This window comes from Streptomyces rubradiris (assembly GCF_016860525.1).
In the GTDB taxonomy this organism is placed as follows: domain Bacteria; phylum Actinomycetota; class Actinomycetes; order Streptomycetales; family Streptomycetaceae; genus Streptomyces; species Streptomyces rubradiris.
The window spans coordinates 3,293,979-3,313,625 of record NZ_BNEA01000015.1 but is presented as its reverse complement, the minus strand read 5'-3'; the positions used below and the strand labels follow the sequence as shown (position 1 = coordinate 3,313,625).

Sequence of the window (19,647 nt, the reverse complement as noted above, 5' to 3'; positions counted from 1 at the left end):
CCCGGCGCTCGTCAGCCCGTCACCGCGGCCCGTACTTGCGCCCCGTACGGGAGCTGATCCCGCCCAGCAGCCCGCGCGGCGTGACCTTCACCAGCCCCATCAGCGCCTTGTACCGCGGATCCGGGATGGACACCGTCCGGCCGCGGGCCAGGTCGGCAAGGGCCGCCGCCACCAGCTTGTCGGCGTCCAGCCACAGCCAGCCGGGGATGTTGTCCGTGCCCATCCCGGCCCGCTGGTGGAACTCGGTGCGCACGAACCCCGGGCACAGGGCCATCAGCCGGACCCCGCTGCCCGCCAGGTCCCGCGCCGCGCCCTGGGTGAACTGCACGACCCACGCCTTCGACGCGCCGTAGGTGCCGCGCGGCACGAAGGCGGCCACCGAGGCGACGTTCACCACCCCGCCCCGGCCGCGCTCGCGCATCGCCCCGGCCGCCGCCGAGGTCAGCCGCAGCACCGCCTCGCAGTGCACCTTCAGCATCCGCAGCTCGTCCGCCATCGAGACGTCCAGATAGCGGCCCTTGTTGCCGAAGCCGGCGTTGTTGATCAGCAGGTCGACCGGGTTCTTCCGGTCGCCGAGCCGGCCGGCCACCGCCTCGATGCCCTCGTCCAGGGAGAGGTCGGCGGGCAGCACCTCCACCTCGACGCCGTGCCGGTCGTGGAGTTCCGTCGCCTGCTCGCGCAGCCGCCCGGTGTCCCGGGCCACCAGCACCAGGTCCTGCCCGTCCGCCGCCAGCCGCCGCGCGAACGCGGCACCGATCCCCGCGGTCGATCCCGTAATCAGAGCCGTTGTCATGGCCCAAGCGTAGTGACCCGGACCGACAGCCTCCGCGGACCGCGCGAGGCCGCCCGCGTCGGCCGACGCCCGGTCAGTCCCGCTGCCGCGCCACGTAGTTGCGGGCCTGCGCCAGCGTCTCCGAATGCAGCGCCTCGCCCGCCGCGAGCAGCCGGGGCAGCAGCTCGCGCTCGGTGGTGACCGCGCGGAACTGCATCGCCGCCGTCACCCCGTGGTCCGGCCGGTACACGATCTCCACCGGGTCGCCCGCGTGGATCTCCCCCGGCTCGATCACCCGGAGGTAGGCACCCGTCGCGGCCTTTCGGGTGAACCTCTCGACCCAGCGGCGTTCGCCCATGTGGCCCTGGAACGTGGCGCACGGAATGCGGCCCGCGGTCACCTCCAGCACCACCTGCGGACCGATCCGCCAGCGCTCGCCGATCAGCGCCCCGGAGACGTCCAGGCCGTCCGTCGTCAGGTTCTCGCCGAAGCAGCCGTTGGCCAGGGGCCGGCCGAGCTCCCGCTCCCACGCGTCGAGGTCCTCGCGGGCGTACGCGTACACCGCCTGGTCGTTCCCGCCGTGATGGCGTGTGTCGCACACCGCGTCCCCGGCCAGCCCGCTCGCGCCGACCCCCTTCGGACCGGGCGCCGCCACCCGTACCGGCCCCTCGGCGGGCTGCTTGCCGATGCCGGTCACACCGTCCGGCTGGCTCGTGTAGGGCACCGGACGGGGACGGCCCACATTGACGGAAAGGAGCTTCATCCCAGCACGGTAAGCGATCGATGCCCAAAAGCGGCGAAGCATTATCGGGCGCACTGCCCAAAGGCTGCCTTATGCTCAAGAGGTGATCGAGGCTCGTCATCTCCGTGTCCTGCGCGCCGTCGCCACCACCGGCTCCTTCTCGGCGGCCGGGCGCGAACTGGGCTGCACCCAGCCCGCCGTCAGCCAGCAGATGAAGGCCCTGGAGGCCTCGGTCGGCACCCCGTTGCTGGTCCGCAACGGGCGGGAGATGCGCCTCACCCAGGCCGGCGAAGCCCTCGTCCGGCACGCCTCCGGCATCCTCGCCGGGCTCACCGCGGCCGAGGAGGAGGTCGCCGCGATCGCCGGCCTGCGCGCGGGCCGGGTCCGGCTGGTCTCGTTCCCCAGCGGCAGCTCCACGCTCGTACCGACGGCCCTGGCCGCCCTGCGTGCCGCCCACCCCGGCACCCGCGTCTCGCTGGAGGAGGCCGAGCCCCCGAAGTCCGTGCAACTGCTGCGGGAAGGCGACTGCGACCTCGCCCTGGCCTTCCGCTACGAGGGCGCCGCGGTCGCCGAGGACTGGGACGACCTCGTCGTGCGCCCCCTGCTCACGGACCGCCTGGTCGCCCTGGTGCCCGAACGGCACCGGCTCGCGCGCGCGGAGACCGTCGCCATCGGCGAGCTGGCCCAGGAACCGTGGATCGCGGGCTGCCCGCGCTGCCGCGGCCAGCTGGTCGAGGTGTGCGAGGGGGCCGGGTTCACCCCGCGCATCGACTTCGCCACCGACGACTACCCCGCCGTGGTCGGCCTGGTCGGCGCGGGTCTCGGGGTCGCCGTGCTGCCCCGGCTGGCCGTGGAGTCGGTACGGCCGCGAGGCGTGCGCGCGGTACGGCTGGAACCGGCGGTACGACGCGAGATCGTCGCCCTGACCCTGCCCGACCTGGCCCAGGTGCCGGCCGTGGCGGCGACGCTGGAGCAACTGGCCCGGGCGGCCGGGCGGATGTAGCGCGCCGGGCGCAGGTGGCGGCCGGGCGTGCGGGAGGTACGAGCAGCGTCGGCCCGTCCTCGGCGCAGGTGGTGGCCGGGCGCGCGCGGGAGCGCGGCGCGCCGTCGGCGCGGCCGGACACGTGCGGGGGTGCGGCACGCGTCGGCGCGGGCGCGTGCCCCTGCGGGGGACGGTGGGCCGCACCCGGTCGGCGGGCCCTGCCTGGAGAAACGTTCCTTCAGTGATCCTGAGCGGTGTCCCCGCTGGTGGTGGAGGCCGTCACCAGCCGGTTGCGCGCCCGCCCCATCAACTCCTCGCGCTCGTCCTCGGTCAGGCCGCCCCAGACGCCGTACGGCTCGCGCACCGCCAGCGCGTGCGCCGCGCACTCCGCGCGCACCGGGCATCTCATGCAGACCTCTTTGGCCGAGTTCTCGCGAGCGCTCCGAGCCGCCCCGCGCTCGCCCTCCGGGTGGAAGAAGAGCGAGCTGTCCACACCGCGGCAGGCAGCCAGCAACTGCCAGTCCCACAGGTCCGCGTTCGGCCCGGGAAGGCGGGAGAAATCTGCCATTACGTGACCCCTTGTCGCCGATCTGGGCGGGTACGGTGCCAACGACCGTACATCTCCGGTCTAAGGAGATGAAAATATGACTCATTGCGAATCTAGCCCCGGACACTGCGAAACGGGAAGAAAAGGGGCCAAATGGGGCATAGGTTGTGATGAAAAGTTGAGAGTCCGACGAGCATGTCTGCACCGTGTCCGTCCCCTCACATAGAGTGCCGAAGACGGCACGCGGGCCCGTAACTCTTTCGAGTGACCGTCGTTGAGAGTGCGGAGGCGGTTGAAAGAACAAGCGCTCGGGCAGGCGTCCGAGACGGTCGACCGCACAGGTGACGATTCCGTACCAGCCTGGAGGCTCAAGGTGACGCGCATCAGCTGCGGAGGGCGGTCATGACATCCGTCCTCGTCTGCGACGACTCCCCGCTTGCCCGAGAAGCGCTCCGCCGCGCGGTCGCGACCGTGCCCGGTGTCGAGCGTGTGACGACGGCGGCCAACGGCGAGGAAGTCCTCCGCCGCTGGGGCGCCGACCGCTCCGACCTCATCCTGATGGACGTGCGCATGCCCGGTCTGGGCGGCGTCGAGACCGTGCGCCGGCTGCTCTCCGCCGACCCGGGCGCGCGCATCATCATGCTCACCGTCGCCGAGGACCTGGACGGCGTGGCCCTCGCGGTCGCCGCCGGTGCCCGTGGCTACCTGCACAAGGACGCCTCGCGCGCGGAGTTGCGGGCCACCGTGACCCAGGCGCTCGCCGACCCGACCTGGCGGCTCGCCCCGCGCCGGCTGCGCTCGGCGGAGATGGGCGCGGCACCCACGCTCACCGCGCGCGAGATCCAGGTCCTGGAGGGCATGAGCCACGGCCGTTCCAACGCCGAGATCGGCCGCGAGCTGTTCCTCTCCGAGGACACGGTCAAGACGCACGCCCGCCGTCTGTTCAAGAAACTGGGCGCCTCCGACCGCGCCCACGCGGTGGCACTCGGGTTCCGCTGGGGCCTGGTCCGCTGACACGGGCCGCGGGTGCCTGGTCCGGTGACATGCCGGGGCAGGCGCTCCGGGCGACGGGCCGGGCCTGACGCTCGGGGTGATGGGCCGGGGCCCGGCCACCTCGGCCGAGGTGCCGGCCCGGGCTGCCCGCTGCCTGCTGTCGCTGTCGCCGCCGACGGTGGCCGTGTCTGAGCCCTCGTCGGCATACGGTCCCCGCCGTACGCATCGCCGCCGTACGCATCGCCGTCGTACGCATCGCCGTCGTACGCGCCGTCGTTCACGCCGGCGCGCGAGGCCCGGTGGTGGTGCTCCGGCGCAGGTGGGCGCCCCCGGCGCGGGGCGGGCGGCCGACCGGCGTACGCTCTGCCGGGCCCCCGGAAGGACGCGCGCGAGGCGGCCCGCCGGACGCGCGACGCTCGTTTCGGCGCGGATGCCGCATCCTTGAGATGTGGAGTCTCTCGGGGACGAGTCGGTCGAGCGGAAGGGGAGGGCGCAGGGGATGAGTGCCGGCGCACCTGCTCATAACGCTTCGGTGCACAACCACGAGCACGATGCGACGGACCGCGCGGCCACAGGGCACCATGGACCGATGCGCGACGACGAGGCGGGCACGGCCCCTGGGGCGATCGGTGCGCTCGTGCATCGCGCCGTCGACGGGGACGAGCAGGCCACGCACGACCTGCTCGCCCGGGTGCACCCGCTGGCGCTGCGCTACTGCCGCACGCGGCTGTCCCGGCTCCCCGGCGACGCCCGCCACTTCGTGGAGGACCTCGCCCAGGAGGTCTGCGTCGCGGTCCTGCTCGCGCTGCCGCGCTACCGGGACACCGGCAGGCCCTTCGAGGCGTTCGTCTTCGCCATCGCCTCCCACAAGGTCGCCGACCTCCAGCGCGCCGCCATGCGTCACCCGGGGTCGACGGCGGTGCCGTCCGACGAGATGCCCGAGCGGCCCGACGACTCCCTCGGCCCGGAGGAGCGCGCCCTGCTCAGCAGCGACGCCGAGTGGGCCAAGAAACTGCTGGCCAACCTCCCGGAGAACCAGCGCGAACTGCTGCTGCTGCGCATCGCCGTGGGCTTGACCGCGGAGGAGACCGGGCAGATGTTGGGAATGTCACCCGGCGCGGTCCGCGTGGCCCAGCACCGGGCGCTGAGTCGCCTCAGGGCGCTCGCCGAGCAGTAATCCCCCGGGACGGAGCCGCCGTAGCCCCGTCCCCGCACCCGCGCACCGACGGTTTCGTACGAAGATACGAAGCCTGAAGCGAGCCGTTACCGTGGAATTTGCTAGCGATGCTTCCCGTTAGCATGGACATCCGCACCGATCAAGGCCATTTGGGGAAGGTGTCATGACTGCCAACGTCGACGGAGTGCCCGGTAAATTCGCGACACTCGGGCTGACCTACGACGACGTGCTGTTGCTGCCGGGCCCGTCGGACATGGCGCCCGACGAGATCGACACCACCTCGTACGTCTCCCGCAACGTGCGGGTCAACATCCCGCTGCTGTCCGCCGCCATGGACAAGGTGACCGAGTCCCGCATGGCGATCGCGATGGCCCGCCAGGGCGGTGTCGGCGTCCTGCACCGCAACCTCTCCATCGAGGACCAGGCCAACCAGGTCGATCTGGTGAAGCGCTCCGAGTCCGGCATGGTGACCGACCCGATCACCATCCACCCGGAGGCCACGCTCGCCGAGGCCGACGCGCTGTGCGCCAAGTTCCGCATCAGCGGCGTCCCGGTGACCGACGGCGACAAGCGGCTCCTCGGCATCGTCACCAACCGTGACATGGCCTTCGAGAGCGACCGCAGCCGCCGCGTGCACGAGGTCATGACCCCGATGCCGCTGGTCACCGGCAAGGTCGGCATCTCCGGCCCGGAGGCCATGGAGCTGCTGCGCAAGCACAAGATCGAGAAGCTGCCGCTGGTCGACGACGAGGGCATCCTCAAGGGTCTGATCACCGTCAAGGACTTCGTCAAGGCGGAGCAGTACCCGAACGCGGCCAAGGACGCCGAGGGCCGGCTGCTGGTCGGCGCGGCGGTCGGTGTGGCCGGTGACGCCTTCGAGCGCGCCCAGGCCCTGATCGAGGCCGGTGTCGACTTCATCGTCGTGGACACCGCGCACGGCCACTCCCGGCTGGTCGGCGACATGATCGCCAAGATCAAGTCGAACTCCTCCGGCGTCGACGTCATCGGCGGCAACGTCGCCACCCGCGACGGCGCCCAGGCCCTGGTCGACGCGGGCGCCGACGGCATCAAGGTCGGCGTCGGCCCCGGCTCCATCTGCACCACCCGCGTCGTCGCCGGCGTCGGCGTGCCGCAGGTCACCGCGATCTACGAGGCCGCGCTCGCCGCCAAGGACGCCGGTGTCCCGGTGATCGGCGACGGCGGTCTGCAGTACTCCGGCGACATCGCCAAGGCCCTGGTCGCGGGCGCCGACACGGTGATGCTCGGCTCGCTGCTCGCGGGCTGCGAGGAGTCCCCGGGCGAGCTGCTGTTCATCAACGGCAAGCAGTTCAAGTCGTACCGCGGCATGGGCTCCCTCGGCGCCATGCAGTCCCGCGGCGACCGCCGGTCCTTCTCCAAGGACCGCTACTTCCAGGAGGGCGTCGCCTCCGACGAGCAGCTGATCCCCGAGGGCATCGAGGGCCAGGTGCCCTACCGCGGCCCGCTGTCCTCCGTCGTCCACCAGCTGGTCGGCGGCCTGCGCCAGTCGATGTTCTACGTCGGCGGCCGGACCGTGCCCGAGCTCCAGGCCAACGGCCGGTTCGTGCGGATCACCTCGGCGGGCCTGAAGGAGAGCCACCCGCACGACATCCAGATGACGGTCGAGGCACCGAACTACAGCGGCAAGAAGTGACGCGCGCGCACGCGTGAGGCTCTTCGAGGGCGGCTCCGGAGGAATCCGGGGCCGCCCTCGCCGCATGGGTGGGGGCCGCTGTCACAGCCGTCGGCGATACTGGAAGACGCTGAAACGCATCAGGGAAAGGCCAAGACGTGACTGAGATCGAGATCGGGCGCGGCAAGCGCGGCCGCCGGGCGTACGCCTTCGACGACATCGCCGTCGTCCCCAGCCGCCGTACGCGGGACCCGAAGGAGGTCTCGATCGCCTGGCAGATCGACGCCTACCGCTTCGAGCTGCCGTTCCTGGCCGCCCCCATGGACTCCGTGGTCTCCCCGGCCACCGCGATCCGCATCGGCGAGCTGGGCGGCCTCGGCGTGCTGAACCTCGAGGGCCTGTGGACCCGGTACGAGGACCCGCAGCCGCTGCTGGACGAGATCGCCGAGCTGCCCGCCGAGCAGGCGACCCGCCGCCTCCAGGAGATCTACGCGGCGCCGATCAAGGAGGAGCTGATCGGCGCCCGCATCAAGGAGGTGCGCGACGCCGGTGTGGTCACCGCCGCCGCGCTCTCCCCGCAGCGCACCGCCCAGTTCTCCAAGGCCGTGGTGGACGCGGGCGTGGACATCTTCGTGATCCGGGGCACCACGGTGTCGGCGGAGCACGTGTCGTCCTCGCACGAGCCGCTGAACCTCAAGCAGTTCATCTACGAGCTGGACGTGCCGGTGATCGTCGGCGGCTGTGCCACGTACACCGCCGCGCTGCACCTGATGCGCACCGGCGCGGCCGGCGTGCTGGTCGGCTTCGGCGGCGGCGCCGCGCACACCACGCGCAACGTCCTCGGCATCCAGGTCCCGATGGCGACGGCCGTCGCCGACGTGGCCGCCGCTCGCCGGGACTACATGGACGAGTCCGGCGGACGGTACGTGCACGTGATCGCCGACGGCGGTGTCGGCTGGTCCGGCGACCTGCCCAAGGCGATCGCCTGCGGCGCCGACGCCGTCATGATGGGCTCCCCGCTGGCCCGCGCGACGGACGCGCCCGGCAAGGGCCACCACTGGGGCATGGAAGCGGTCAACGAGGAGCTGCCCCGCGGCAAGAAGGTGGGTCTCGGCACGGTCGGCACGATCGAGGAGATCCTCACCGGTCCGTCGCACACCCCGGACGGCTCGATGAACTTCTTCGGCGCCCTGCGCCGCGCCATGGCCACCACCGGCTACAGCGAGCTGAAGGAGTTCCAGCGGGTCGAGGTGACGGTGGCGGACAGCCAGCACCGGCGGTAGTCGCCGGGCGGTCCCCGCGACGCCCCGAGGGCCGGTCGTCCCGAGCGGACGGCCGGCCCTTTCGCATGCCCGGGCGCTCGTGCCCGGGGGCGCACTGCGCGAAAGGGGGCGCACGGTTGTGTTCGGGGCGAATGTGGGCCGAACGGGCGTAGCGGGCCGGTAATGTCCGTGACCGGCGACCCGAGCTCTCTGGGCCGCCCCCTTCCAAGGATCTGGACCGGGCTCCCGCCCTCGGGGCCCGGCCCGAATTCCAGACGGACCGCCTACCGGGTCTCTGGGCGGCATCGTGGAAGGGGGCGCCCATGGGACGCCACCGCAAGCCCGACCGCTGGGACCGCACTCGCCTTTGGCTGGTGAAGTTCCGGAGGAGGTGGATCTTGCGGATCTTCGGATGGTGAGCGGCCACCCCTAAGAGGCATAGGGGTGGACACTCCGTGATCCATCCAGGAGCCTGCCGCAGTGGCCACTGCGGTGGGCTCCGCCCTTTCGGATGGTGAGTGTCCACCCCTAAGAAGCATAGGGGTGGACACTCCGTGATCCATCCAGGAGCCTGCCGCAGTGACCCCTGCGGTGGGCTCCGTCTGTCCTCAAGGTACCGGCGGGGAATTCCCGACGCCACCAGTCCCCGGCCCCCACACCCCCGCGCGCCCCCCTTCACAACCGGTGCGCCGCCCCCGTGGGTGTGGCGCCCCGGGTGTCGAGCAGGAGCTGGGCCTTCACCGACAGGCCCTGCAAGTCGTACGTGCGGTGGTGCTGGAGCAGGATCGTGAGGTCGGCGTCGGCGGCGGCCTCGTAGAGGGAGTCGGCGCGCGGGACCGGGCGGTCCAGGACGTTCCAGGCGGGCACGTACGGGTCGTGGTAGCTCACGGACGCGCCGAACTCCATCAGCCGGACGGCGATCTCGCGCGCGGGCGTGCCCTGGAGGTCGGCGAGGTCGGGCTTGTAGGTGACGCCGAGCAGCAGCACCCGGGCCCCGCGCGCGGACTTGCCGTGCTCGTTCAGGAGCGTGGCGGCGCGCTGGACGACGTACCGGGGCATCCGGCTGTTGACCTGCTGGGCCAGTTCGACCATGCGCAGGGTGCGGGTCGCGTGTCCGGTCAGGTCCTGTGCGGCGCCGTGCCCGCCGACGCCGGGGCCCGGCCGGAACGCCTGGAAGCCGAAGGGCTTGGTCTCCGCGCACCGGATGACGTCCCACAGGTCCACGCCCAGTTCGTGGCAGAGTACGGCCATCTCGTTGACCAGCGCGATGTTGACGTGCCGGTAGTTGGTCTCCAGCAACTGCACGGTCTCCGCCTCGCGCAGCCCGCGCGCGCGGACCACCTTGTCGGTGAGCCGGCCGTAGAACGCGGCGGCGGACTCGGTGCAGGCGGGGGTGAGGCCGCCGATCACCCTCGGGGTGCAGGCCGGCGTGTGGGCTCGGCTGCCGGGGTCGACGCGGCTGGGGGAGTAGGCGAGGTGGAAGTCACGGCCGGCCCGCAGGCCCGAGCCGTCCTCCAGCAGCGGGCGCAGGAAATCCTCCGTGGTCCCGGGCAGTACGGGGGACTCCAGGATGACCGTGGTGTGCGGGCGCAGGTGCGCGGCCAGGGTGCGGGCGGCGGCCTCGACCTGGCCGAGGTCGAGGCCGCCGTCGGCGCCGCGCGGGGTGGGCGCGCAGATCACCGCGGTGCGCACCCGGCCGAGCTGGGCCGGATCGGTGGCGAGCCGGAAGCCGGCCGAGTGCATCCGGCGCAGCTCGGCGGGGCTGAGCGGGCCCGCCTCGGGGCCGGTGGAGTAGCCGGCGGTGCGGACGCCGGCGGCGACGGCGGCCTGGGCGAGCGGCAGTCCGTAGGGGCCGAGTCCGATGACGGCGAGGTCTGCGGGCATGCGTGGGCCGTCCTTCCCAGTAGCCGAAGCGGGACAGGTGCGCAACCGCTGTGGACAGCGAGAACGAGCGCACTGACAGACTAGGTACACATATGACCGTTATGTGTGATTGTGTTTGTGTGTCTTGCCGTGGTTGTGCGCGAGTTATCCACAGGTGGGAAGTCCGTAGTGGCTGAAGCGGCGCATCGCGGTCATCATTTGGGCATGAGGAGGGCATGACGGGGCTACGCCCACCGGGTGCGGCCGACGCGAGCGGGTCAGCGACAGCGGGAGGCAGCGGTGAGGACAGCGACACTGGGGCCGGCGCAGCGCGCCGAGGCACTGGCGGCGATGGCGGAACGCGAGCTGGACGTGCTGGTGGTCGGCGGCGGCGTGGTCGGCGCCGGCACCGCGCTGGATGCGGTCACCCGCGGTCTGTCGACGGGCCTGGTCGAGGCCCGGGACTGGGCGTCCGGCACCTCCAGCCGGTCCAGCAAGCTGATCCACGGCGGCCTGCGCTATCTGGAGATGCTCGACTTCGCCCTGGTCCGCGAGGCACTCAAGGAGCGCGGCCTGCTGCTCGAACGCCTCGCCCCGCACCTGGTCAAACCGGTGCCGTTCCTCTACCCGCTCCAGCACAAGGGCTGGGAGCGGCTGTACGCGGGCTCGGGGGTCGCGCTGTACGACGCGATGTCGATGGCCCGCGGTCACGGCCGAGGGCTGCCCATGCACCGCCACCTGACCCGCCGTCACGCCCTGCGCGTGGCCCCCTGCCTGAAGAAGGACGCCCTCGTCGGAGCCCTGCAGTACTACGACGCCCAGATGGACGACGCCCGCTTCGTGGCCACCCTGGTGCGCACGGCGGCGTCCTACGGCGCGAAAGTGGCCAACCGCGCGCGCGTGACCGGGTTCCTGCGCGAGGGCGAGCGGGTCGTGGGCGCCCGGGTGCGGGACGTGGAGGGCGGCGGGGAGTACGAGATCCGCGCCCAGCAGGTCGTCAACGCCACCGGCGTGTGGACCGACGACACCCAGGCCATGGTGGGCGAGCGCGGGCAGTTCCACGTCCGCGCCTCCAAGGGCATCCACCTGGTCGCGCCCAAGGACCGCATCCACTCCACCACCGGCCTGATCCTGCGCACCGAGAAGTCCGTCCTGTTCGTCATCCCCTGGGGCCGGCACTGGATCATCGGCACCACCGACACCGACTGGGACCTGGACAAGGCCCACCCCGCCGCGTCCAGCGCCGACATCGACTACCTGCTGGAACACGTCAACTCGGTACTGGCCGTCCCGCTCGCCCGCGACGACGTGCAGGGGGTGTACGCCGGGCTGCGCCCGCTGCTGGCCGGCGAGTCCGACGCCACCAGCAAGCTGTCCCGCGAGCACACGGTCGCCCATCCGGCACCGGGGCTGGTGGTCGTGGCGGGCGGCAAGTACACGACCTACCGGGTGATGGCCAAGGACGCCGTCGACGAGGCGGTGCACGGCCTGGACATGCGCGTCGCCGACTGCGTGACCGAGGAGACCCCGCTGCTCGGCGCGGAGGGCTATCAGGCGCTGTGGAACGCGCGGGCGCGGATCGCCGCCCGCACCGGACTGCACGTGGTCCGCGTGGAACACCTGCTCAACCGCTACGGCTCGCTGGCCGAGGAACTCCTGGAACTCATCGCCGCCGATCCCGCGCTCGGCGAACCGCTGCACGCCGCCGACGACTATCTGCGCGCCGAGGTCGTGTACGCCGCCTCGCACGAGGGCGCCCGGCACCTGGACGACGTCCTCACCCGCCGTACCCGCATCTCCATCGAGACCTTCGACCGGGGCACCCGCAGCGCCCGGGAGGCGGCCGAGTTGATGGCGCCGGTCCTCGGCTGGGACGCGGACCAGATAGCGCGCGAGGTCGAGCACTACGAGAAGCGGGTGGAGGCCGAGCGCGAGTCCCAGCTCCAGCCGGACGACCAGACGGCGGACGCGGCCCGGCTGGGAGCACCGGACATCGTGCCGCTGTAGGACCGGCGGTCGCGGGGACGGAACCGTGCCCGAGCGCCGCTGCCGAAGGCCGCGACGAGCCGCGTCTGTGCATCCGTGCCCCGGGGGCGCGGTCCGGACGCCGGTATGGACAGGACTGTCCGAAGCGTCGGCAGACCGGTTCCTCCGCTCTTACGGACCCTCGTCCCGATAAGCGGAACGCCCGCTTCAAGGGGGCTTCCGCAGCGGGGAGGGCGGGGTCCGGCCAGGGGCACCCTGGGCGCCGGGCACTTGCCGGGTGAGAGACAATGGAGGCTCTGTCAGGGCGGGTTGTATGAGGGGACGCATGTCGGAGGCGGAGCGGGCGGGTACATCTCGTCAGGAGACTCGTCAGGACAAGAGCGAGCGGCGTCTCCTCGCCGGGCGGTACCGGCTGGGGGACGTGCTGGGCCGCGGCGGCATGGGCACGGTCTGGCGCGCCGAGGACGAGACCCTCGGCCGGACGGTCGCCGTCAAGGAGCTGCGGTTCCCGTCGAACATCGACGAGGAGGAGAAGCGGCGCCTGATCACGCGCACCCTGCGCGAGGCCAAGGCGATCGCCCGGATCCGCAACAACAGCGCGGTGACGGTCTTCGACGTGGTCGACGAGGACGACCGGCCCTGGATCGTCATGGAGTTGGTCGAGGGCAAGTCCCTGGCCGAGGTCATCCGCGAGGACGGGGTGCTGAAGCCGAGGCGCGCCGCCGAGGTGGGGCTCGCCATCCTGGACGTGCTGCGCTCCGCGCACCGCGAGGGCATCCTGCACCGGGACGTGAAGCCGTCCAACGTGCTCATCGCCGAGGACGGCCGGGTCGTGCTCACCGACTTCGGCATCGCGCAGGTCGAGGGTGACCCGTCCATCACCTCCACCGGCATGCTCGTCGGCGCCCCCTCCTACATCTCCCCGGAGCGCGCCCGCGGCCACAAGCCGGGACCGGCGGCCGACCTTTGGTCGCTCGGCGGTCTGCTGTACGCGGCGGTCGAGGGCACGCCGCCCTACGACAAGGGCTCGGCGATCGCCACGCTCACCGCGGTGATGACCGAGTCGCTGGAGGAGCCCAAGAACGCGGGCCCGCTACGGGACGTCATCTACGGCCTGCTGACCAAGGACCCGGCCAAGCGGCTCGACGACGCCGGGGCCCGGGCCATGCTCAACGCGGTGATCCACGCCCCCGAGCCGGAGCCCATGGACGCCACCCGGGTGGTTCCGCTGCCGGTCCAGCCCGGCGGGCCGGACGGCAAGCGGGGCGAGGAGGCCGGGGAGAAGCTGCGCGGCGCGCTGCGCTCGGTGCGCAAGGCGGCGGGGGCGGCCACCGGCGCCTCCACCACGCGGGCCAGGAGCGGGAGCGCGCCGTCCGCGCCGCCCGCTCCCGGCGTGCCACAGACTCACGGAGCGCTGCCGGGCGCCGGCGGAGCGCCCGGGGGCGCCGTCGCCGGCGGGGCGCGGCCCGGTGCCGGCGGTTCCCTCGGCGGGGCGCGGCCCGGTTCCCCCGGTGGAGCGCGGGCGGGTGCCATAGGGGCGCCCGGAGGCACCGCCGGGCCGAACTCCAGCGCGAACAAGCCGGCTTCCGGCTGGCCCGTGGTACCGCCACCGGACCTGGACCTGCCGCCGCGGCCGGTGCCGAAGGCTCCGCTGACCGATGTGGTGCCCAAGCGCACGCTGGTGGTCATCGTCGCCGTGGTCGTGCTCGCGGTGCTCGGGACCGTGCTGGCCCTCGTCCTGAGCGACAGCGGCGACGACGGCAAGAACAGCGGGGCCAAGCCCGCGGCCAGTACCGGCCCGTCCGCCGAGCAGAGCAAGGACGGCACCAAGGACCCGGGCGGCGGGGCGCGGCCGGACGGCGCGGCCTCGGCGGCCACGGCCACCGGTACCGCCGAGGACAGCGACGCGAGTGCGGCCGCCGGTGACCCGGACGACTCCGGCGACTCCGCGTCCGGGGACGAGGACGGCGGGAGCGCGCCGGTCGAGAGCACCCGCAAGGGCGGCCAGGGCTACTCGATCGGGCTGCCCGAGGGATGGAAGTACCAGACCACCGGCCGGTCCGGGGACCGCTACACCGGTCCCCGCGGGCAGAAGCTGCTCGTCGCCTGGACCGGTACGCCCAAGGACGACCCGGTGGCGGACTGGCGGAACCAGGAGCGGTACATGGTGCGTTCCCAGTACCACAAGGTCCGCATAGAGAAGGTGGATTACCGCGGCTGGAACACGGCCGACTGGGAGTTCACCTACGCCGACGACGGCACCAAGTTCCGCACGATCGACCGGGGCTTCGTGGTGAACGACCACCTCGGTTACGCGCTCATGTACACCGCGCGGGACGCCGACTGGCACGGTGACCTGCGCAAGGACACCTGGAAGACGCTGACGGAGTCGTTCCGGCCCAAGTCGTAGACGCCGCACTCCGGTTCGGTCCCTGAGAACACTCCGGTTCGGGGCCCGAGAATCCGTCAACCGCACCGTACGGGTTGCCTCTGGCACGTATCGTGAAGGGTCGCGGACCGTGCGCAGCCGCGGGCGTGTGCGAAACGGGTCGAGACGAACGGACATGACCAGCCGGGCGGCCGAGGGAGGCACAGTGGACGACTACGCGGGTCGGGTGCTCGCCGACCGCTACCGCCTGCCGTTGCCGCCGTCCGACGCGTACGAGTTCACCGAGAGCCGCGCCTTCGACACCTACAGCGGCCAGGAAGTCCTCGTCCGGCAGGTGCCGTTGCCGGAGGTCGTCGAGGCCGAGGTGCTCGACGCCGAGGGTCTGCCCGAGGGGTTCACCGCGCGTGAGCGCCCGTCCCGCCGGTCGGCGGAGGCGAGGGGCGCCACCCGGCAGCCCGCCGACCCGGCGGTGCGGCGCGCCGTCGAGGCCGCGCAGGCCGCGGCCCGCGTCCCCGACCATCCGCGCCTGGACCAGGTCTTCGACGTGTTCGCCGAGGGCGGGTCCCTGTGGATCGTCAGCGAACTGGTGGCCGCGCGTCCGCTGGCCGCCCTGCTCACCGAGCGGCCGCTGTCGCCGTACCGGGCGGCCGAGGTGGCCTCCGACGTGCTCATGGCCCTCCGGGTGCTGCACGCCCATGGCTGGGTGCACCGCAACATCACCGTCCGCACGGTTCTGGTCTGTGACGACGGCCGGGTGGTGCTGACCGGTCTCGCGGCGGGCGCGGCGGAGGAGGCGCTCTGCGGCTACGACCCGGTGCCGGCCAGCGAGGACCCGGCGGGCGGCGGGGGCACGGGGGATGCCCTCGGCACCGGCCCGGCCGGGCACACGGGCTGGGCGGGGGCGGAGGCGGACGCGGGCGGCCCAGGAGGTCTCGCCGGTTCCGGTGGTGACGACGGTTTCGGTGGCGCCGGCCGTTCGTCCGGTGCCGGTGGTTCCGGTGATCCTGGCAGTTTCGGCGGTGCCGGTGGTTCCGGTGATCCTGGCAGTTTCGGCGGTGCCGGCGGTTCCGTTGGGCCTGGCAGTTTCGGCGGTGCCGGCGGTTCCGTTGGGCCTGGCAGTTTCGGCGGTGCCGGTGGTGCCGCGGGTGGTGCGGCGGATGTCGATCCCGAGGCCGCACGGCGGGCCGCCATCCAGGCGCGGGCCGCCGGAGCGCTGTCGGCGCCCGGCGGGGACGGGCTCTCCGGCGCGGCGGGGCAGCCGGCTCTGGAGACCGGTTCCGATGTCCGGGCCGCGCGGGCGGGGGCCATCGCCGCCTACCGCGCGGGCGCCCGGGCCGCCGCCCGGGTGCACGAGGCGGAGCACAGCCGACGCCCCGCCCTGCCCGGCGCCCGCCCGCCGGCCGACGCCGCTGCCGACTCCGGCCCGGCCGACGACCAGGCAGAGCCGTCTTACCCCTCGGACCCGGGCAGCGCGGTGCCGCCCGGCCGCATAGCCGACCCGTACGGTGTGGGCGGCACCCCCTGGCACGGCGCCGCGCCGCGCCCCGGGCCCGGCGGCACATCCCAGGCCCTGGAGGGCGGTACTCCCCAGGCCCTGGACGGCGGTACCCGGCGACTGGGCCTGTCCCCGGCACAGCCGCAACCCGGCCGTGTCCCGCCCCAGGCACGCGACAGGCAGCACCCGCCGACCGACAGCCCCGGCGGACCGCAGGCGTCCGGCTCCGGCCGTACGACGTCGGCTCCCGCCCACCCCGGAGCGCTGCCGGCACCCGGCTCCGGCCGCACGCCTGCGGCCCCGGCCGGCCCTGGTGCGTCCGTGTCCGGCTCCGGCTCCGGTCGTGCTTTCGACCCCTTCGGTTCCTCGGAGCCCGGGTTCGGCCCCGGCCACCGCTCCGATTCCTACGGCTCCTCGGATTCCGGCGCCGGTCCCGACCACCCCGGAGGGCTGTCGGCGCCCGGCCGCCCCTCCGGGCCCGACGGTCCCTCGGAGTCCGGGCTCGCTGCCGTCCGTCGTTACGGCCCTGACACCCCAAGTCCAGCCCCCGCCCCCGTCGCCGGCTGGGACGCCCCCGGGGCCGTACGCCGAGGTCCCGGTGGTGCGCTTGCCGCCGAGCGGGCGCGGCAGGTGCGGATGGCCGTGGTGGGGCCGGTGACCGAGCGGTGGGCGCCGGAGCAGGCCGGGCCCGTGCACGAGAACTGGCAGCTGGCCGCGCCCATCGGCCCCGCCACCGACCTGTGGGCCCTCGGCGCGCTGCTGTTCCGCGCCGTACAGGGACACGCCCCGTACCCGGAGGAGTCCACGGCCGAGCTGGTGCAACTGGTGTGCGCCGAGCCGCCCGCGTTCGCCGAGGAGTGCGGACCGCTGCGCCCGGTCGTGGAGTCGCTGCTGCGTCAGGACCCCACCGAGCGGCCGGACGTGGAGGAGCTGAGCGGCTGGCTGCGCTCCCTGGTGCGGTCCGCGCCGGAGCCGGAGGCCGGTACCCGGGTCGTCCCCGTGCCGCCCGCCGACCCGAGCCGGCTGCCGATCGTGCGGCGCCGGGGCGAGCTGGTGCGCCGCCGCCGCGCGGGCGCGGTCGTGGCGGGTCCGCACGGCCGGCACAAGCGGGCCGCCGGGGGCGCCCGTTCGCCGCGCAGCCTGGGCCGGACCCTGCTCCTTCTGATACTGCTCCTGCTGGCGGGCGGGATCGCCTACGCGATGCTCTTCATGCCAAAGCAGGAATCCGGCGGGGACCGCACCGGCGACACCGGGCGGACCGGCCCGCTGCCCGCGCACACCCGGGAGCCATCCGCCGGGCGGAGCACCCCGGACGAGGGCACCTCCGCGCCCGCGACCGAGACCCAGACCGGCGGGGACCCTGCCGTGCCCGACGGGTTCACCCTGCGCAAGGACCCCGACGGCTTCAAGGTCGCCGTCGCCGAGGGCTGGGGCCGCAGCCCCAGGAACGGCAGCGGCCAGGTGGTCTACGCCCACGGGGACTTCGAGCTGATCGTCGTACCGGGCCGGGACGGCGCGTCCGCCTACGGCAGCGACCCGATGGCCTACCAGCGGGACAAGGAGCGGGAACTCCAGCCGTACCGAGACTCCAGCTGGTCCACGGCGAGCGGCCTGCGGACCACCGAGGTGGGCGGGCGGACCATGGCAGAGGGGCAGTTCACCTGGACCGACGGGCAGGGGCGGGACCGGTTCGTGCGGAACATGGCGCTGCTGCTGAACGGCCGCTACCACATCGTGCAGGTGCGCGGCCCGGAAGCCGAGCGGGACCAGGTGACCCGGCTGTACGAGCAGGCCGTGGCGACGTATCGCTACACGGGTTGAGCTGCGCGTACCCAGGGACCGCGGGGTTTCCTCTGTCGCGTGGAAACGACCATCGTCACAGTGCGGTCACCGGTGCCCCCCGCTGGTTCCCTGGGGGGAGGCCGGTCCTTAGTCTGGCCCTGTCAAGAGCATTGCGGGGCAACGTGAATCAGAAGCAGGGTCTGCTCGTAGCAGGCCGCTACCGGCTCGCCGATTCCATCGGCAGCGGCGGCATGGGCCGGGTGTGGCGCGCCCACGACGAGGTGCTGCACCGGATGGTCGCCGTCAAGGAGCTGACCGCCGCGCTCTACGCCTCCGACGGCGACCGGGCCGTGCTGCTCGCCCGGACCCGTGCCGAGGCGCGGGCCGCCGCGCGCATCAACCACTCCGCCGTCGTCACCGTGCACGACGTGCTCGAACACGACGGCCGGCCGTGGATCGTGATGGAGCTGGTCGAGGGCGCCTCGCTGGCCGACGTGGTCAAGGAACGCGGCCGCGTGGAGCCGGCGGAGGCCGCCTGGATAGGGCTGTGGGTGCTGCGGGCGCTGCGCGCCGCGCACGCCGCCGGTGTGCTGCACCGGGACGTCAAGCCCGGCAACGTCCTGCTCGGCAAGGACCGCCGGGTGCTGCTGACGGACTTCGGCATCGCCCAGATAGAGGGCGACTCCACCATCACCCGCACCGGGGAGGTCGTCGGCTCCGTCGACTACCTGGCCCCCGAGCGGGTGCGCGGTCACGACCCCGGCCCGGCCTCCGACCTGTGGGCGCTCGGCGCCACGCTGTACACGGCGGTCGAGGGCCGCTCGCCGTTCCGGCGGACCTCGCCGCTGAGCACCATGCAGGCGATCGTCGAGGAGGACACGGACGCGCCGCGGCACGCCGGTCCGCTCGCCCCCGTCATCGCCGCCCTGCTGTGCAAGGACCCGGCCGGGCGGCCCGGCGTCGAGGAGGCGGAGCGGATGCTCGCCGAGGCGGCGGAGGGGCGCACGCCGGGCACCGCGCGGGACCCGCGGGGGTTCCCGCAGGCCCGGGGCGCGGGCGGGCACATACCCGGGACGGCCGATCCGGGCCACGGCACGCTTCCCGGAGGGGGTTCGGCCGGCGGCGGTCTCCCCGGCGGCCCGGCGGGCGCGACCGGTGCCGTCACCGGCCCGACGGCCGTGGCCCCCGTACCGTCCGGTCCGGCAGGCATACCGGCGCCGGCTCCGTCACCGGTCCGGGCCCGGCCCCGCCGCAGGCTGCGCACCCTCGCGCTCGTCGTCGCCCTCGCGGCCGTGCTCGGCGCCGGCGCCGCGGTGGCCGTGCAGAAGTGGAGCGCCGGCACCCGGGACGGCGGTGGGCCGAACGGAGGCCCGGCCACGCCGTCCGCCTCCGCGAGCGGCAGCGCCACGCCCGGCACCGACGGCACGATCCCGGCCTCCTGGCGCCGGTACGACGACGAGTGGGGCTTCGGCCTCTACCTGCCCGAGGGCTGGTCGCGCAGGGTCGTCGGGGTGCCCGGCGACCTCCGGCAGGTCGACTACACGCCCGACGGCGGCGAGCACTTCGTCCGCATCGCCATCGACACCTCGCCCGACTTCAAGGACGCCTACTCCCACCAGCTCGACCTGGACGGCCAGCTCTCCCGGCGGCTGGCCGACTACCAGCGGGTCCGGCTGGAGAAGAACGTCTACCGCGACCTCGGCGGCTCCGTCTGGGAGTACACCTGGACCGCGCTGGCGAAGGACAGCGCCTTCCCGGGGCCGCGGCGCGCCGCGGAGGAGACGTACATCGCGCGCGACGGCACCGAGTACGTGATCTACATATCCTCGCCCGCCGCGGACTGGGGCCGCACCAGCAAGCAGTTCAAGGCGGTGCTCCAGGGCTGGCAGGAGCCGCGCTGAGCCCGGCGCCCCGGACTGCGCCGTCCGCGCCGGGAACTGCTGTCCGACCGGTGATCCGCGTGCCCCCGGGGCGCGACCGGATTTCGAGGACACGGGCGCCCGCTG

General features: G+C 73.5%; 13 protein-coding genes. 9 read left to right on the top strand and 4 right to left on the bottom strand.

Annotated elements, in window-relative coordinates:
• Positions 1–19 precede the first annotated feature (19 nt).
• Together Srubr_RS27680 and Srubr_RS27675 are read right to left on the bottom strand one after the other, a co-directional pair.
• Entirely contained in the window at positions 20–793 is a 774-nt protein-coding gene (locus tag Srubr_RS27680) for an SDR family NAD(P)-dependent oxidoreductase (RefSeq protein WP_189994056.1), read from the bottom strand.
• A gap of 73 nt (positions 794–866) precedes the next feature.
• Positions 867–1,535 (bottom strand): MOSC domain-containing protein, encoded by a 669-nt coding sequence (locus Srubr_RS27675; RefSeq protein ID WP_189994054.1) that lies wholly within the window; start codon positions 1,533–1,535, stop codon positions 867–869.
• 82 nt (positions 1,536–1,617) lie between these two features.
• Here Srubr_RS27675 and Srubr_RS27670 point away from each other — a divergent pair, with 82 nt between their 5' ends.
• Positions 1,618–2,517: a LysR family transcriptional regulator gene (locus Srubr_RS27670; RefSeq protein WP_189994052.1), complete on the top strand. Its 900-nt coding sequence runs from the start codon at positions 1,618–1,620 to the stop codon at positions 2,515–2,517.
• Positions 2,518–2,734: 217 nt separating this feature from the next.
• Here Srubr_RS27670 and Srubr_RS27665 read toward each other — a convergent pair whose 3' ends face one another.
• Positions 2,735–3,064 carry a WhiB family transcriptional regulator gene (locus Srubr_RS27665; RefSeq protein ID WP_030794380.1) on the bottom strand — a complete coding sequence of 110 codons (330 nt, stop codon included), beginning with the start codon at positions 3,062–3,064 and terminating at the stop codon, positions 2,735–2,737.
• A 381-nt stretch (positions 3,065–3,445) separates the two neighbouring features.
• Between Srubr_RS27665 and Srubr_RS27660 the strand changes: the two genes are divergently transcribed.
• The 4 genes from Srubr_RS27660 (at position 3,446) to Srubr_RS27645 (ending at position 8,147) form a co-directional block, all read left to right on the top strand.
• Positions 3,446–4,057 (top strand): response regulator transcription factor, encoded by a 612-nt coding sequence (locus Srubr_RS27660; protein WP_003948568.1) that lies wholly within the window; start codon positions 3,446–3,448, stop codon positions 4,055–4,057.
• Between the two features lie 568 nt (positions 4,058–4,625).
• Entirely contained in the window at positions 4,626–5,213 is a 588-nt protein-coding gene (locus tag Srubr_RS27655) for a sigma-70 family RNA polymerase sigma factor (RefSeq protein ID WP_030601058.1), read from the top strand.
• Between the two features lie 163 nt (positions 5,214–5,376).
• Positions 5,377–6,885 carry an IMP dehydrogenase gene (gene guaB, locus Srubr_RS27650; protein ID WP_030601055.1) on the top strand — a complete coding sequence of 503 codons (1,509 nt, stop codon included), beginning with the start codon at positions 5,377–5,379 and terminating at the stop codon, positions 6,883–6,885.
• Between the two features lie 137 nt (positions 6,886–7,022).
• On the top strand, positions 7,023–8,147 hold the full coding sequence (locus Srubr_RS27645; protein WP_030601053.1) for a GuaB3 family IMP dehydrogenase-related protein: 1,125 nt from the start codon (positions 7,023–7,025) through the stop codon (positions 8,145–8,147).
• 654 nt (positions 8,148–8,801) lie between these two features.
• Here the strand turns inward: Srubr_RS27645 and Srubr_RS27640 are convergent.
• Positions 8,802–10,010: a nucleotide sugar dehydrogenase gene (locus tag Srubr_RS27640; protein WP_189994050.1), complete on the bottom strand. Its 1,209-nt coding sequence runs from the start codon at positions 10,008–10,010 to the stop codon at positions 8,802–8,804.
• 279 nt (positions 10,011–10,289) lie between these two features.
• On the opposite strand from Srubr_RS27640, the gene Srubr_RS27635 reads away from it, so the two are divergent.
• The 4 genes from Srubr_RS27635 (at position 10,290) to Srubr_RS27620 (ending at position 19,542) form a co-directional block, all read left to right on the top strand.
• Positions 10,290–11,996, top strand: coding sequence for a glycerol-3-phosphate dehydrogenase/oxidase (locus tag Srubr_RS27635; protein WP_189994041.1), 1,707 nt, complete (start codon positions 10,290–10,292; stop codon positions 11,994–11,996).
• Between the two features lie 304 nt (positions 11,997–12,300).
• Positions 12,301–14,385, top strand: coding sequence for a serine/threonine-protein kinase (locus Srubr_RS27630; RefSeq protein ID WP_189994039.1), 2,085 nt, complete (start codon positions 12,301–12,303; stop codon positions 14,383–14,385).
• Positions 14,386–14,569: 184 nt separating this feature from the next.
• Positions 14,570–17,680 carry a protein kinase gene (locus Srubr_RS27625; protein ID WP_229926627.1) on the top strand — a complete coding sequence of 1,037 codons (3,111 nt, stop codon included), beginning with the start codon at positions 14,570–14,572 and terminating at the stop codon, positions 17,678–17,680.
• Positions 17,681–17,892: 212 nt separating this feature from the next.
• Positions 17,893–19,542, top strand: a complete 1,650-nt coding sequence (locus Srubr_RS27620; protein WP_229926649.1) for a serine/threonine-protein kinase — start codon at positions 17,893–17,895, stop codon at positions 19,540–19,542.
• Positions 19,543–19,647: the final 105 nt, after the last annotated feature.

Coding starts and splice junctions, on each gene's coding strand:
- Srubr_RS27640 (WP_189994050.1), bottom strand. CDS start 10,010: ATGCCCGCAGACCTCGCCGTCATCGGACTCGGCCCCTACGGACTGCCG.
- Srubr_RS27665 (WP_030794380.1), bottom strand. CDS start 3,064: ATGGCAGATTTCTCCCGCCTTCCCGGGCCGAACGCGGACCTGTGGGAC.
- guaB (WP_030601055.1), top strand. CDS start 5,377: ATGACTGCCAACGTCGACGGAGTGCCCGGTAAATTCGCGACACTCGGG.
- Srubr_RS27630 (WP_189994039.1), top strand. CDS start 12,301: ATGTCGGAGGCGGAGCGGGCGGGTACATCTCGTCAGGAGACTCGTCAG.
- Srubr_RS27620 (WP_229926649.1), top strand. CDS start 17,893: ATGGGCCGGGTGTGGCGCGCCCACGACGAGGTGCTGCACCGGATGGTC.
- Srubr_RS27655 (WP_030601058.1), top strand. CDS start 4,626: ATGCGCGACGACGAGGCGGGCACGGCCCCTGGGGCGATCGGTGCGCTC.
- Srubr_RS27680 (WP_189994056.1), bottom strand. CDS start 793: ATGACAACGGCTCTGATTACGGGATCGACCGCGGGGATCGGTGCCGCG.
- Srubr_RS27660 (WP_003948568.1), top strand. CDS start 3,446: ATGACATCCGTCCTCGTCTGCGACGACTCCCCGCTTGCCCGAGAAGCG.
- Srubr_RS27675 (WP_189994054.1), bottom strand. CDS start 1,535: ATGAAGCTCCTTTCCGTCAATGTGGGCCGTCCCCGTCCGGTGCCCTAC.